Below are 14,095 nucleotides of genomic sequence, written 5' to 3'. Positions count from 1 at the left end.
TCGGTGCCACCTGACAGACTGGGCGAATGGATTCTGGGATCACTGTTACCGGGACCGGCCAGGCGCAGGCGCCCGCCGATCTCCTTCGCCTGCAACTGAGTATCGGCCGGAGTGCCAGCGATGTGTCCGATGCCGTGGATGCCGTCGCTGGCAAGACGGAAGCCGCGAAGGCCGCGTTGATCGGTCAGGGTGTCGCCGCTGCCGACATCCGGACCAGCTCGGTCAACGTCTTTCCCGAGTACGGCGACGGGATGCGCGTGACGGGCTATCGCGCTTCGCACACCCTGTCGGTGTCGACCGCTGACCTGACCGGGTTCGGCCGGCTGCTGAAGGCAGTGGTCGCCGCAGTCGGGAACGACCTCGGTCTCGACCAGCTTTCGTTCGACATCGACGACAAGACCGCGTTGGTGGAGCAGGCGCGGCATTCGGCGTTCGCGGATGCGCGGGATCGCGCCCGGCATCTGGCCGATCTGGCCGGGCGGGAGCTGGGCGTGATCGACTCGGTGATCGAGAGCCGGAATCACGGTGGTTACGAGCCGATGGACTTCGCCGTCCCACTGAAGGGCAGGGCCGCGGGTTCTCCGGAGATCGCGGTGTCGCCCGGGCAGCAGACGGTCGAGGCGTCCGTAACAGTCCGGTGGTCCTGGCAGTAGACAGACAGGCGTGTCATGGGCGACCTGACCAACCAGCGGCCGACTACCCTCGCGGCATGCCTGGTTGCGACGGCCGTCTCGGTGCTCAACATCGTGCTCACGCTGCGGGGGTGAGCGCAGCGTGAAACCAGTGGCGGCCGTCTTCGTGGTGAGCGATATCCACGGCCATCCGGAAAAGCTGATCGGCTCGCTGTTTCGGGCCGGCCTGACCGACGAGGCCGGCAACTGGCTCGGTCGGCCGGCGCGGTTGTGGTTCCTCGGCGACTTCTTCGACCGCGGCCCCGACGGCATCGGCGTCCTGGAAGTCGTACGGCGACTCGTGCAGCAGGCCGAGTCGACCGAAGGCGAGGTGCGGGCGTTGCTCGGTAACCACGAGATCCTGGCCCTCGGGATGAAGCGTTTCGGCAGCACCGAGGTCCCGCACGACGGGATCCGGCGCCGCAGTTTCGAGGTGAGCTGGACCCTCAACGGCGGGCGGGATCGCGACCAGGAGCTGCTCACCGACGACCATGCCGCCTGGCTGGCGGATCTGCCGTTGCTGGCGCTCGACGGCGACTACCTGCTGATGCACTCGGACAACGACGAGTATCTCGACTGGGGTGACTCGGTCGAGGAGATCAACGCGACGGCGCGCGCCGAGCTGCACAGCGACGACCTGGTCGCCTGGTGGGAGATGTGGCGCCGGATGACCGCTCGGTACGCCTTCCGCGGATCCGATGGCGCGGTCGTGGCCGACGACCTGATGCGGCGCCTCGGTGGCCGGCGACTCGTGCACGGGCACAGCATCGTCGCCGACCAACTCGGCATCGAACCGGCCGAGCTCACCGGTCCCCTGCTGTACGCCGACGGCCGCGTCCTCGCGATCGACGGCGGCACCTTCGACGGCGGCCCCTGCCTCGTCGTCCGCCTCCAGCCGCTCTAGGTTTGCCCGGTGACCGATGACCTGCACCCGTTCCGGATCGCCGTTTCGCAGGCTGAGTTGGACGATCTGCACGAGCGACTCGACCGCACGCGCTGGCCGGACGAACTGCCCGGCGTTGGTTGGGCGTACGGCGTACCGCTGGGTTATTTGCGCGAGCTCGCGACGTACTGGCGGCATGAGTATGACTGGCGTGCCGCCGAGGCCGAGCTGAACGAGTGGCCGCAGTTCACCACCACCATCGATGGCGCGAACGTGCATTTTGCGCATATCCGGTCCCCCGAGTCGGACGCGACACCGCTGGTGATGACGCACGGCTGGCCGGGTTCGTTCGCGGAGTTCACCCGGGTCGCGGCGCAGCTGACCGATCCGCAGGCCCATGGCAACGATCCGGCCGGCGCGTTCCATCTGGTGCTGCCGAGCATCCCGGGCTTCACGCTGTCCGGCCCGACCACCGAACCCGGCTGGGAGTATCGCCGGGTCGCCGCGGCATTCGGCGAGCTGATGCGCCGGTTGGGCTATCAGCGGTACGGCGTCCAAGGTGGTGACTGGGGCGCGGCCATCTCGCGCGAACTCGGGCGCATCCACCCAGACCGCGTCATCGGCGTACATCTGAACCTGCTGCCCGGCGCCTCTGCGGCAGCCTTACCGACAGCCGACGAACTGGCCGCGCTCAGTCCGGCAGAACGCGAACGCACGTTGGCCTCGTGGCAGCGCCAGCAGGAGTGGATGCGCGAGAAGCAGGGATATGCGGACCTGCAGTCAACGCGCCCGCAGACTTTGGCCTACGCGCTCACCGATTCGCCGGTCGGCCAGCTGGCGTGGATCGCGGAGAAGTTCAAGGAATGGACAGACCCGTCGGACGCAGTTGACCGGGATCACCTGCTCACGAACGTGATGCTCTATTGGCTGACCGGTACGGCCGGATCGTCGGGCCGGATCTACTACGAACGCGCCCACGCGCCGTACTGGGGTGAACCGCTGGAGCCGTCGACCACGCCGACCGCGCTGGCCGCGTTCCACCACGACAACTTCATCCCGTTGCGGCATATCGCGGACCGGACGAACAACATCGTGCAGTGGACCGAGTACGACCGGGGCGGACACTTCGCCGCGATGGAACAACCTTCGCTGCTCGTCACCGACATCCAGAAGTTCTTTCGCCAACTCGCCGGTTAGGGAATACCCGTCGGTCGTGCGTGGGTTGGAACTTTCAGTCGAGGACTGGAGAGTGTATGTCGGAGAAGCAGGTGCTGGTACCGGGTCCGGACCACCCCATCACGGTCGAGCCGAACGCCGACCGGGTGGTCGTCAGGATTGGCAACAAGGTGCTGGCCGATACGAAAAGCGCGCTGACGTTGCGCGAGTCGACTTATCCAGGCGTGCAGTACATCCCGCGCAAGGACGTCGACTTCACGAAGCTTAAACGGACCGATCATTCGACGTACTGCCCGTACAAGGGCGACGCGTCCTACTACAGCATTCCCGCGATCGGCGACCAGGGCGTCAACGCGGTTTGGACCTATGAGGCGCCGTACGACGCCGTGGCGGAAATCAAGGATCACGTTGCCTTCTACGCCAACCGGGCGGAGCTGACGATCGAATAACCCATTGCCCCGGTCGGGCGGAGGTGGTTCGCTTTGCGGTCGGAACGCCGATCGTTGGAGCCGCTTTGCTCGAGCACGTGAACGAATACCTGCACGCCGTACCGCTGTCCGGGTCGACCGAGATCGAGGTCGGCCCGTTCACGTTGTTCCGCTCGACCATCAGCTGGCCGTACTACGCGCGTCCCCGCGCCGGGCAGCAGGTCACCGCGGCCGATATCGAGCTGCTGCGTTCGGCTTGTGCCGAGTACGACGTACCGCTGGCCATCGAGTGGGTCATGGAGGTCTGCCCCTCGCTCGGGCCGGCCGCTCGCGAGGCGGGTCTGACGGTCACGGAGCACCCGCTATTGGTGCTCGACCGGGCTGACTTCAAGCCGGTCGCGCTTCCGCCCGACGCGTTCACCGTACGGTCGTTGGACTTCGTGGAGGCCGAGTACGCGCAGTCTCGGGCTGTCGCGGAACTGGCCTTCTCGGACCCGACCACCGCGATCGGCCCGGCCGGGATCGCCGAACGGGACGAGGTGGCGCTCTCGCTTACCGCGGAACGGGTGGAGTCGCAGTTGTCCCGCGCCAAGTCCGGTGTGACCGTCACGGTCGCGGCGTTCGGCCCCGACGGCATCGTCGCGAGCGGCGCGCACCAGCCGGTCAAGGACAGCACCGAAATCGTCGCCGTCGCCACCCTGCCGTCCATGCGCCGCCAAGGCCTCGCCGCCGCGGTGACGAGCGGCCTGGTCCAAAATGCGTACGACTCCGGCATCCAAACCGTCCTCCTCTCAGCCCAAAGCGACGCCGTAGCCGCCGTCTACGAACGCCTCGGCTTCCACCGAATCGGCCACGCCGGCGCCGCCGAATAGCGAGGGCTGAACATGAGTGGGCAGCCGTGGCTTCTGGTGGTTGTGGGGAAGGCTATGGCTCGGGCGGCAGCACCGGGGTGGAAGCGGGTTGAGCTGTTCGTGACGGGTGTCGGGCAGATGACTGCCACTCGGTTAAGCCCATCGACACCCGGTTGGCCGGGCCTATCTGACGGCATTAAGGCCCATCTGTCAGCTTAAAGCGCATCTCTCCGCCCACCCGACGTCGTATCGGTGTGCGTGTACGGCACCCGGTTCGGTGGCTTGTGGGGAGGAGGGGCGGCTGGGGGCCGTATCGTGGGAGGGATGAGCAATTCCGAGCGGACCCGCCCACGTACTCTCGCCGAGGCCTTACGCGGCTGGGGCGATGACGAGCTCGGCTACCTGCTGCGCCATCGGCCCGATCTCGCGTCACCGATGCCGTCCGATACCGGGCAGCTCGCGGCCCGCGTCACCACCAACGCTTCCGCGGCACGAGCGATCAACCGGCTGGACGAGTTCAGCGTCGACCTGCTGGAGGCCTTGTCGGCACTACCAGAGCCGGTCGATCTGGTCAGTCTCAGCGAAGGCGTCGGCCAGCCGGCTGAGGTCGTGGACCCGCGGCTGACCGAGCTGCGCAGGCTCGCGTTGGTGTGGGGGCCGGATGACGATTTGCGGCCGATTCGGGCCGTGCACGAGCTGCTCGGGCCTACGCCGGCCGGGCTCGGTCCGGTTACTGCCCGGCATTTCGGCGATCTCGACCAGCTGATCGAGGACGCCGGTCCCGAGGCTCGCGAGGTGCTGGCCAAACTGACCTGGGGCCCGCCGACGGGTTCGGTCGAGAAGGCCGATCGCCCGGTCACGATCGCGTCCGCGAAGACTCCGGTCGAGCGCCTGCTGGCCCGTGGGCTGGTCGTACCGCGCGACCCCAACACCGTCGTACTGCCTCGCCAGATCGGGCTGCACCTGCGCGGCGGTCGCGTGCTGGCCACCACCCAGCCCGTGCCACCGCCGCTCGCCGGGCGACCGGTGTCGGCCGGGATCGCGGATCGCGCCGCCGCCGGCGCCGCGCTGGACCTCGTCCGCCACGTCGACCAAGCGCTCGAACAGCTCGGCACCGAACCGCCGCCCGTGTTGCGGACCGGCGGCCTCGGCGTACGCGAGACCCGTTCGCTGGCCGGACGTCTCGGTCTCGACGAGCAGACGGTCGCGCTGGTGCTCGAGATCGCGTACGCCGCTGATCTGCTCGCACCGGCCGACGTCGGCAACACCGAATTGTGGTTGCCCACGGCAACGTACGACGACTGGCTCGAACTCGATACCGCGCATCGCTGGTCGATCCTGGTGGGCGCCTGGTTCGCGGGTCAGCGCGCGATCGGTCTGGTCGGCCGCCGCGATACCGGTGGCGCCACCGCGGCCGCGCGCGAGCGCCTGGTCAACGCGCTGGCGCCTGACCTGGAGCGGTTGCTCGCGCCGGAGATCCGCCTGCTGACGATGCGCGGTCTGGCCCTGGCCGAACCGGGCACGGCCGTGAGCGAGGACGCCCTCGTCACCTGGGTGGCCTGGCACCGCCCGCGTCGCGGCGGCCCGTTCCGCGACGACCTCGTGCGCTGGACGATCGCCGAGGCCGCGCTGCTCGGTCTGACCGGCCTGGGCGCGTTGGCCGCTCACGCCCATGCGCTGCTGGACGAAGGCGCCGACCTGGCCGAGGCGATCCAGCCGCTGGTGCCGGAGCCGGTCGATCACGTGCTGCTCCAGGCCGACCTCACCGCTGTCGCGCCCGGGCCGCTGGTCCGTTCGGTGCAAGACGAGCTGGCCGCGATGGCCGACGCGGAATCGCATGGTGGTGGCGGGGTTTTCCGGTTCAGCGAGGGTTCGATCCGCCGGGCCTTCGATCTCGGCCGGACCAGTGCGCAGCTGCACGCGTGGTTGACCGAGCACTCGCGTACGCCGGTTCCGCAACCCCTCAGCTATCTCATCGACGACGTGGCCCGGCGGCATGGCGTGCTGCGGATCGGCGCGGCCTCGACGTACCTGCGCTGTGATGATGAGGACGTCATCACGCGACTACTCGGTACGACGATGCCGGGCGTGCGGTTCCGCCGGCTGGCGCCGACCGTGCTGGTCTCGCCCGCCTCCCCCGACCAGGTGCTGACGCGGTTGCGCGATGCGGGTTTCACGCCGTTGGCCGAGACGTTCGACGGTGTCGTGCACATCACCGCGCCGGCGCCGCGACGAGGCCGGCCGGTTCGGCGCCGTACCAGTCGGGACTTCGCCGACAGCACGATCGAGCTGACCGAGGACCAGGTCAAGGCCGTCCTGGAGAACGTCCGGGTCGGCGATCGGCTCGCGGACGATCGACCCGAAGGCGGCGCCCCCGACGTGCTGGCCGCGCCCGCGGAAACGATCGGCGTGCTCGGTAATGCGGCCGAGGCGGGCGTCCGGACCTGGATCTCGTACGTCGACCACAACGGCGAGGCGTCCGAGCGGATCGTGGAGCCGGTCCGGGTGGCGGACGGCTGGCTCACGGCGTACGACGTGGACGCCGACCAGCCGCGGACGTACGCGCTGCACCGGATCGCGGCCGCCCGGTTGGTGGAGAGCTGACCGCGTTTTGCGGCATCAGGCAGACTGGTAGGTCGGGCACACGCTCGTTTGCCCCACGTTGTCGTTCGAGTTGTCGTTTGAGTTGTCGTTTGACAGGAGACCCGCAGTGACCGACGGACCGTTGATCGTCCAGTCCGACAAGACACTGCTGCTGGAGACCGCCCATCCCGAGGCGACCGACTGCCGCAAGGCGATCGCGCCGTTCGCCGAGCTGGAGCGTGCGCCGGAGCACGTGCACACGTACCGCCTCACCCCGCTCGGCCTGTGGAACGCGCGCGCCGCCGGGCATGACGCCGAGCAGGTCATCGACGTACTGCTGCGGTTCAGCCGGTATCCCGTGCCGCACTCGCTGCTGGTCGACATCGCCGAGACCCTCGACCGGTACGGGCGGCTCCGGCTCGAGAAGCACCCGGACCACGGCCTCATCCTGGTCAGCACCGACCGGCCCGTGCTCGAGGAAGTGCTGCGCAGCGCGAAGATCAAGCCCCTGCTGGGTGCGCGGATCGACGAGGACACGGTGCTGGTGCATCCGTCCGAGCGCGGTCATCTCAAGCAGACCCTGCTGAAGCTCGGCTGGCCCGCGGAGGACCTGGCCGGTTACGTCGACGGCGAAGCGCACAAGATCGAGCTTGTCACCGATGGCTGGGATCTCCGTCCGTACCAGGAGCAGGCCACCGACGCCTTCTGGCACGGCGGCTCGGGTGTCGTCGTACTGCCTTGCGGCGCGGGTAAGACGATCGTCGGCGCCGCCTCGATGGCGCGCGCTTCCGCGACCACGCTGATCCTCGTCACGAACACGGTTTCGGCCCGGCAGTGGAAGGACGAGCTGCTCAAGCGCACCACTTTGACCGAGGACGAGATCGGCGAGTACTCCGGCGCCCGCAAGGAGATCCGGCCCGTCACCATCGCGACGTACCAGGTGATGACGACGCGTCGGAAGGGCGTTTACACGCACCTCGAGCTTTTCGACGCGCGCGACTGGGGTCTGATCGTGTACGACGAGGTGCACCTGCTGCCGGCGCCGATCTTCCGGATGACGGCGGACCTCCAGACGCGTCGGCGTATCGGTCTGACGGCGACGTTGGTGCGGGAAGACGGGCGCGAGGGTGACGTTTTCTCGCTGATCGGGCCCAAGCGGTACGACGCGCCGTGGAAGGACATCGAGGCCCAGGGCTGGATCGCGCCCGCGGATTGCATCGAGGTTCGGGTGGACCTCGAGCAGACCGAGCGCTTTGTGTACGCGACGGCCGAGCCCGAGGACCGTTATCGCCTGGCCGCCTCGACGCCGGCCAAGTCGCGCCTGGTGAAGCGGATCGCCGACCACCATGATGGCGAGCCGATGCTGATCATCGGTCAGTACATCGACCAGCTGGACGAGCTCGGCGAACGGCTTGGTTGTCCCGTGATCAAGGGCGAGACGACCGTGAAGGAACGGCAGCGTTTGTTCGAGGCGTTCCGCACGGGTGAGATCAACCGGCTGGTCGTGAGCAAGGTGGCGAACTTCTCCATCGACCTGCCCGAGGCCTCGGTGGCGATCCAGGTCTCCGGCACCTTCGGCTCCCGCCAGGAAGAGGCCCAGCGCCTCGGCCGCGTCCTGCGCCCCAAGGGCGACGGCCGAACCGCGCGCTTCTACTCGATCGTCGCCCGCGACACCGTGGACGCCGAATTCGCCGCCCACCGCCAGCGCTTCCTGGCCGAACAGGGCTACGCCTACACCATCATCGACTCCGAAAACCTCTTCGCCTGACAGTGCCGGTGGTCCCTACGACTGGGACCACCGGCACTTCGGCTACTTGGCCGGTAGCGGCACTGTTGACCAGTTGAGGTCGGAGCCCAGGTAGAAGCTGGTGTAGGAGGGCTGGTTGTAGACCGTGTTCTGGCGGGCTACCTCGGCGCGGTATTGGGGGTCGTGCATGAGGGTGTAGAGCTTGCGGTCGGTCACCTCGGTGCTCAGGTAGATGCGGATCGCGTTGCTGTCGGTTGTGCGGACCAGTAGCTCTTCCCGCCAGTCGCCGAGGATGTCGGCCACCAGTGACGGGTTGCCCTTGGTGCCGTTGTTGGTGAGAGTCCCTGTCGCTGTGAGCAGGGTGCCGCGCCGCCAGTCCTTGATGGTCGGCGTGACGGTCCCTGCGCCGTCGACGATCTGCGTGGTCATGTCTGCGGCCCAGCGGATGCTCTGGTTGGTCCCGGGCTGTGCAGTGCCGAGGGCGTCGCCATCCGCCGTACGCAAGCGCATGGCCCACGTCTCCAGGCCTGGTTCCTCCGGGACGATGTCGCCGACCATGCCACGCCCTGTGTCGCGACCGGAGTACTCGCCGTAGAGCACCTTGCCAGTGGCCGCGTCTCGCAGGGCATAGCCGTACGGCGCGTAGGTGGCGCCTTCGTGCACGGTGAAGATCTCCTGGCCCGGGCGTTGCGGGTCGATATCCGTCACGTGCATGGCGTCTCCGTGGCCGAGTCGGGAGATCTCGCCGGGAGTGGCACTACCAGGCGGCATGACGTCCTTGGAGCTGTAGAGCACGCTGCCGTCGTGGTCGATCGTGGCGGAGCCGTAGACGATCTCCTGCTTCCCATCGCCATCCACGTCCGCAGCACTCATCGAGTGGAACCCCTGAGTCGTGATGGACCCGTACTCCGGGTCAGTGCCGTCCCGGCCGTGTGGGCCGTCGTTGAACGGGTTCGTCATCGGGGTCCAGCCACTGTCGATCGCCCAGCCCTTGGTGATCCGCCAGCCGTTCCAGCCGTACGTCGCAATCGTCGTACGTGTGTAGTAGCCGCGGGCGAACACCGCAGACGGGCGTGAGCCATCCAGGTAGGCGACACCGGCCAGGAAGCGGTCGACGCGGTTGCCGGGCTCGATACGCGCCATGGCGTAGTCACCCCAGCGGAGACCGTCGTCCGTACGTCCCGGCTCGTAGCGAATGGTCTGCAACTCGCGGCCGCTCAGCCCGTCGAAGACGCTCAGGTACTCGGGCCCACTGAGGATGAAGCCCTCGAAGTTGCGGAGCAGGTTGCGCGTACTGCGAGCAGGCGCGTAGACGTCCATGAAGTAGTCGACCAGTGCTGTCGCGTCGGCGCGGCTGAGCGGGTACTGGTAGCGCTGGTCGATCCCGAAGGCTGCTTCGAGAGTCGCCGGCCACTGACCGCTCTTGACCTCGGCCTGGTCCTGCCACTGCTGGAACATCGTGACCAGGTGCTCGTAGTAGTCGGTCTTACTGACCCGGTAGTCGTCCTGGTTGGTGTAGCCCGCCTTGCGATCAGCTGCGGGCATCGTGATGTAGCGCTCGGACTGGACTTGCCCCGACCTGTCGTAGCGCGTCGTCTTCGTACCGGGCGCGGTCTTCAGCATCATCTCGGAGCGGCCGTCGCCGTCGAAGTCGTACACGAGAAACTGGGTGTAGTGCGCACCGGCCCGGATGTTCGGCCCGAGGTCCAGCCGATGCAGCAGGGTCCCGTCGGCCTTGTAGGTGTCGACGTAGACGATGCCGGTGTAGCCGATCTGCGAGACATCCTTGGCGTTCGACGGGTTCCAGAGAACGACGTACTCGTACTGGCCGTCGCCATCCACGTCACCGACGCTCATGTCATTGGCGGAGTACGTGTAGGCCTCACCGGCCGGGGTGACGCCGCCTGCGGGCTTGCGGAGTGGGAGTTCGCGATAGCCGTTGGACCACGGCTGCACGGAGTCGCTGCGGTCTCGCTCGCGGCCGTTGACGACGGAGACGACGCGGTAGCGCGAGGTCTCGCTGCCGGACTTGTCGAGGTAGTTGGTGCTGTCGGTGACGGTGGCGACGCGCTTGCCGTCCCGGTAGACGTTGAAGTCGGTCCCGGTCAGACCCTTGTCGGTGCTGCCCGTCGCCTCCTTGCCGAGGAGTCGCCAGCTGAGGAAGACGCCCTCGCTGGTGGTGGTCGCGACCAGGCCGCGATCGAGCTTCTCGAGTTGCGGGCGGGCATGGGCCGGGCCATCGGCGTAGGCGGTACCGGCGACAGCTGCGCCAGTGGTGAGGGCGGCCGCGAGGACAAGGGCCGCTGCTCGGCGGAAGGTCATGGGCGGATCCTTCGGAGGCTCAGGCGGTAAACGTTTTCCAATCCGGACGCTAGGGCGGACCGCCGTCCCTGTCGAGAGATCTGTCCGCAATCGGCCCCGGTTAATTGGGTGGAGCGGCCGGGCCCGGTCGAGTAACGTGGCTGGGCTTTCCCGGAACCCCCTGAAGGCGGGAAACCCCCTGTTTGTTCAGCCGCGACGCGGAGGGCTCTGCATGTCCGACCAGGTTCCGATACCCGATTCGACGCTGATCGCCGAGCGCGACCATCTCGCCACCTCTCGCAAGGCGCTCGCCGCGATGCGGGCCAAGACCGGTTCGCTGGAGATCGCCAGCGCCGACCCGGTCAACACCGCGTTCCTGAAGGCCGCGATCTGGCGGCGGATGAAGGAGCTCGAGGACGATCCCGACGTACCCCTGTTCTTCGGCCGGCTCGACTATCTCGAGCCCACTACCGAGACCTTCCACATCGGCCGCCGCCATGTGAACGACGAGGCCGGCGAGCCGCTGGTGGTGGACTGGCGGGCCGATATCTCGGTGCCGTTCTACCGGGCCAGTAAGACCGAGCCGATGGGTGTCGGCACGCGGCGACGGTTCGGCTTCACCCATGGCGAGATGACCGCTTTCGAGGATGAGGACCTCACCGCGCCCGCTGGTATCGACGAGCACAGCGACATCCTCGACGCCGAGATCGAGCGCCCGCGGTCCGGCCCGATGCGCGACATCGTGGCGACGATCCAGCCCGAGCAGGACGTCATCGTTCGTGCGGGCGTCGGTGACACCATCTGCGTCCAGGGAGCGCCTGGAACCGGTAAGACCGCCGTAGGCCTCCACCGAGCGGCGTACCTGCTCTATGCCTATCGGGACCAGCTCAGCCGGGCAGGCGTGCTAGTAGTCGGTCCTAACGCCAGCTTCCTTCGGTACATCGGTGACGTACTCCCCGCACTTGGCGAGATCGAGGCCAAGCAAACGACCGTCGAAGAGATGGTGACGCGCGTAAAGATCACTGGGCCCGGTCCGGCCCAGGTCGACGTACTCAAAGGGGATGCGCGTCTAGCCGAGGTTCTACGCCGCGCTGTCTGGTCACACGTGAAGGTGCCGACTGAGCCGCTAGTAGTGCCCAGAGGCTCGCACAGATGGCGCGTCCCGGCGTACTTGGCTGAGGAACTTGTGACCGAGCTACAAGGACGTGGCATCCGGTACGGCGCTGGGCGGGCGATGTTGCCGCAGCGCCTGGCCCATGCCGTGCTGACGCGGATGGAGGCGGCCGGGGATTCGCCGGATGACCGCGTCCAGGATTCGGTGGCCAGGAGCCGCCCGGTCAAGGTGTACGCCGATGCGCTCTGGCCCGCGTTGGACCCGGCCAAGCTGGTGTTCCGGTTGTTCACCGACGAGGCGTTCCTCGCCGAACACGCTGCGGGCGTGCTGACTCCCGACGAGCAGGCCTTGCTGCGTTGGGAAAAGGCGCCGCGAACGGCAGGCGCGGCCAAGTGGTCGATCGCGGACGCCACGCTGATCGACGAGGCCGCCGACCTGGTCGAACGTACGCCGAGCCTCGGCCACGTCGTACTCGATGAGGCGCAGGACCTCTCGGCCATGCAACTGCGGGCCGTCGGGCGGCGATGCTCGACTGGTTCGATGACCGTGCTCGGCGATATCGCGCAGGGCACCACGCCGTGGGCGACGCCTTCGTGGGAAGAGGCGCTCGGGCATCTCGGCAAGGCGGGAGCGCATACCGAGGAGCTGACGGCCGGATTCCGCGTGCCCGGTCAGGTGATCGAGTACGCCGCGCGGCTACTCCCACAGATCGCGCCACACCTCGCGCCGCCGACTGCCGTACGACGTGCGCGTGGTGAGCTCGAGATCAGCGAAACGCCGGACAGCCTCGCGGGCGCGGTCTCGGCCGTCGCCGGGCTGACTGATCGGCTCGGGTCGATCGGGCTGATTCTGCCGGACTCGTTCGTACCGGCGGCCCAGAAAGCCTTGTCCGCAAAGGGTTTGAGCTTTTCGGTACTGGGTGACGAGGATGACGCCGAGGCCCATCTCGACATCGTGCCCGCGAGCCTCGCCAAGGGTCTCGAGTTCGACCACGTCGTACTGCTCGAGCCCGCGGCCATCGTTGCCGCCGAGGCCGACGAACGCACCGGCCTCCGCCGCCTCTACGTCTGCCTAACCCGAGCCGTCACCTCCCTCGCCATCCTCCACAGCGAACCTCTGCCAGACGCGCTGCGGTAAGCCTATTTCGGTGGTCAGGCGGAAGCGGTCTCCAGTTCCTCCGTCGCGGCCTTAGCCGGGGCCGGGCGGCGGAGGGTTAGGAGGAGGGCGAGGGAGGCGAGGGCTAGGAGGGCGGCGACCTCGGGGAGGACGCGGATGCCGGCGAGGTTGATGACGATGCCGCCGACCACGGCCGAGAGGCCCGCGCCGAAGTAGATCGCGGAGGCGTTCAGCGATAGCAGGAGGCCGCCACTGGGCGACAGCTCCAGGAGGAGGTTCTGGATCGGCGGGTTGAACGCCCACGTGAAGAGGCTCAGCGCGAACAACGACACCCCTGCGCCGATCACGGAAGTCGCCGTCACCGGCAGCAGCGCGGTCAAGCCGGCGAAGACCAGCATGCTCACCAATAGCGTCGGGATGCTGCCGAAGCGGTCCGTCGCGCGGCCGCCGATGACGTTGCCGACCACCGCGCCGAGGCCGTAGACCAGTAGCAGGATGCCGACGATCGACCCGGTCAGTCCGGCGGTCTCGGCCAGCAACGGTACGACGTACGTGAAGACGCTCATCGCGGCGAGCACCGACAGCACGGTCATCGCGAGCACCGTCTGCACCCGTCGATCGCCCGCCGCGGCGAAGCGCTCGCGCAGCCCGACCACCGGCGGCGCGTCCACTCTCGGCAGCAGGGTCCCGATCGCGATGGCGACCACTACCGACGCGGCCGCGATCAGCCCGAAGACGCCGCGATACCCGAGGCTGTCGCCCAGCAGGCTGCCGGCCGGAACCCCCAGCACGAGTGCGAAAGTCAGGCCACCGAAGACGATCGCCACCGCGCGCCCGCGACCTTCCGGTGGCATCAGGCCGGTCGCGAAGAGCGTGGCGGCCGGGGTGTACGCGGCGGCACCAAGGGCGGCGACGACCCGGCCGACGATCAGCACCGGGTAGTTCGTCGCGACGGCCGCGATGACGTTGCCGAGGGCTGCCATCAGGAGGGCGGCCAGCAGCAAGGTACGACGCTCCCAGCGACCCGTCACCGTGGCGAGCAGTGGCGCCCCGATCGCGTACGAGAGCGCGAAGGCCGTCGCCAGTTGCCCGGCGGCCGTCAGCGAAACGTCGAGCTCGGAGCTGACGGCCGGCAGCACCCCAGAGACCACATAGGCGCTGGTCCCGACGGCAAAAGCCCCAGCGGCCAGCAGGTAGATGCGTGCGGACATCGGCTCACCCCTCG

Annotated in this window: 10 protein-coding genes; 8 read left to right on the top strand and 2 right to left on the bottom strand. The window is 68.1% G+C overall.

The features are described 5' to 3' along the window. Window positions 1–26 precede the first annotated feature (26 nt). The 7 genes from OG394_RS32990 to OG394_RS32960 all read left to right on the top strand — a co-directional run bounded on the left by OG394_RS32990 (window position 27) and on the right by OG394_RS32960 (window position 8,360). A complete protein-coding gene (locus OG394_RS32990; RefSeq protein ID WP_328991084.1) occupies window positions 27–653 on the top strand; it encodes an SIMPL domain-containing protein in 627 nt (208 codons plus the stop codon). A gap of 121 nt (window positions 654–774) precedes the next feature. Next, window positions 775–1,575 carry a metallophosphoesterase gene (locus OG394_RS32985; RefSeq protein WP_328991083.1) on the top strand — a complete coding sequence of 267 codons (801 nt, stop codon included), beginning with the start codon at window positions 775–777 and terminating at the stop codon, window positions 1,573–1,575. A gap of 9 nt (window positions 1,576–1,584) precedes the next feature. Then, window positions 1,585–2,751 (top strand): epoxide hydrolase family protein, encoded by a 1,167-nt coding sequence (locus tag OG394_RS32980; RefSeq protein WP_328991082.1) that lies wholly within the window; start codon window positions 1,585–1,587, stop codon window positions 2,749–2,751. Between the two features lie 56 nt (window positions 2,752–2,807). Beyond that, a complete protein-coding gene (locus tag OG394_RS32975; RefSeq protein WP_328991081.1) occupies window positions 2,808–3,179 on the top strand; it encodes a DUF427 domain-containing protein in 372 nt (123 codons plus the stop codon). A gap of 65 nt (window positions 3,180–3,244) precedes the next feature. Then, window positions 3,245–4,030, top strand: coding sequence for a GNAT family N-acetyltransferase (locus OG394_RS32970; protein ID WP_328991080.1), 786 nt, complete (start codon window positions 3,245–3,247; stop codon window positions 4,028–4,030). Between the two features lie 303 nt (window positions 4,031–4,333). Beyond that, window positions 4,334–6,613, top strand: a complete 2,280-nt coding sequence (locus OG394_RS32965) for a helicase C-terminal domain-containing protein (protein ID WP_328991079.1) — start codon at window positions 4,334–4,336, stop codon at window positions 6,611–6,613. A 106-nt stretch (window positions 6,614–6,719) separates the two neighbouring features. Next, on the top strand, window positions 6,720–8,360 hold the full coding sequence (locus OG394_RS32960; RefSeq protein WP_328991078.1) for a DNA repair helicase XPB: 1,641 nt from the start codon (window positions 6,720–6,722) through the stop codon (window positions 8,358–8,360). Between the two features lie 42 nt (window positions 8,361–8,402). Here the strand turns inward: OG394_RS32960 and OG394_RS32955 are convergent, their stop codons facing one another. Then, entirely contained in the window at window positions 8,403–10,661 is a 2,259-nt protein-coding gene (locus OG394_RS32955; protein ID WP_328991077.1) for a rhamnogalacturonan lyase, read from the bottom strand. Window positions 10,662–10,872: 211 nt separating this feature from the next. On the opposite strand from OG394_RS32955, the gene OG394_RS32950 reads away from it, so the two are divergent. Continuing rightward, entirely contained in the window at window positions 10,873–12,891 is a 2,019-nt protein-coding gene (locus OG394_RS32950; RefSeq protein WP_328991076.1) for a HelD family protein, read from the top strand. 14 nt (window positions 12,892–12,905) lie between these two features. On the opposite strand, the gene OG394_RS32945 is transcribed toward OG394_RS32950, so the two are convergent. After that, on the bottom strand, window positions 12,906–14,081 hold the full coding sequence (locus OG394_RS32945; protein ID WP_328991075.1) for an MFS transporter: 1,176 nt from the start codon (window positions 14,079–14,081) through the stop codon (window positions 12,906–12,908). Window positions 14,082–14,095 lie beyond the last annotated feature (14 nt).

Origin of the sequence: Kribbella sp. NBC_01245, from assembly GCF_036226525.1 — a bacterium.
GTDB lineage: Bacteria > Actinomycetota > Actinomycetes > Propionibacteriales > Kribbellaceae > Kribbella.
Note: the sequence above shows the minus strand (reverse complement) of the source record. Positions and strands in the feature narration are given on the sequence as shown.

What these genes read in the sequence shown, in the direction of transcription:
- OG394_RS32955 (WP_328991077.1), bottom strand. Translation starts at nt 10,661, where the DNA reads ATGACCTTCCGCCGAGCAGCGGCCCTTGTCCTCGCGGCCGCCCTCACC.
- OG394_RS32975 (WP_328991081.1), top strand. Translation starts at nt 2,808, where the DNA reads ATGTCGGAGAAGCAGGTGCTGGTACCGGGTCCGGACCACCCCATCACG.
- OG394_RS32965 (WP_328991079.1), top strand. Translation starts at nt 4,334, where the DNA reads ATGAGCAATTCCGAGCGGACCCGCCCACGTACTCTCGCCGAGGCCTTA.
- OG394_RS32945 (WP_328991075.1), bottom strand. Translation starts at nt 14,081, where the DNA reads ATGTCCGCACGCATCTACCTGCTGGCCGCTGGGGCTTTTGCCGTCGGG.
- OG394_RS32950 (WP_328991076.1), top strand. Translation starts at nt 10,873, where the DNA reads ATGTCCGACCAGGTTCCGATACCCGATTCGACGCTGATCGCCGAGCGC.
- OG394_RS32990 (WP_328991084.1), top strand. Translation starts at nt 27, where the DNA reads ATGGATTCTGGGATCACTGTTACCGGGACCGGCCAGGCGCAGGCGCCC.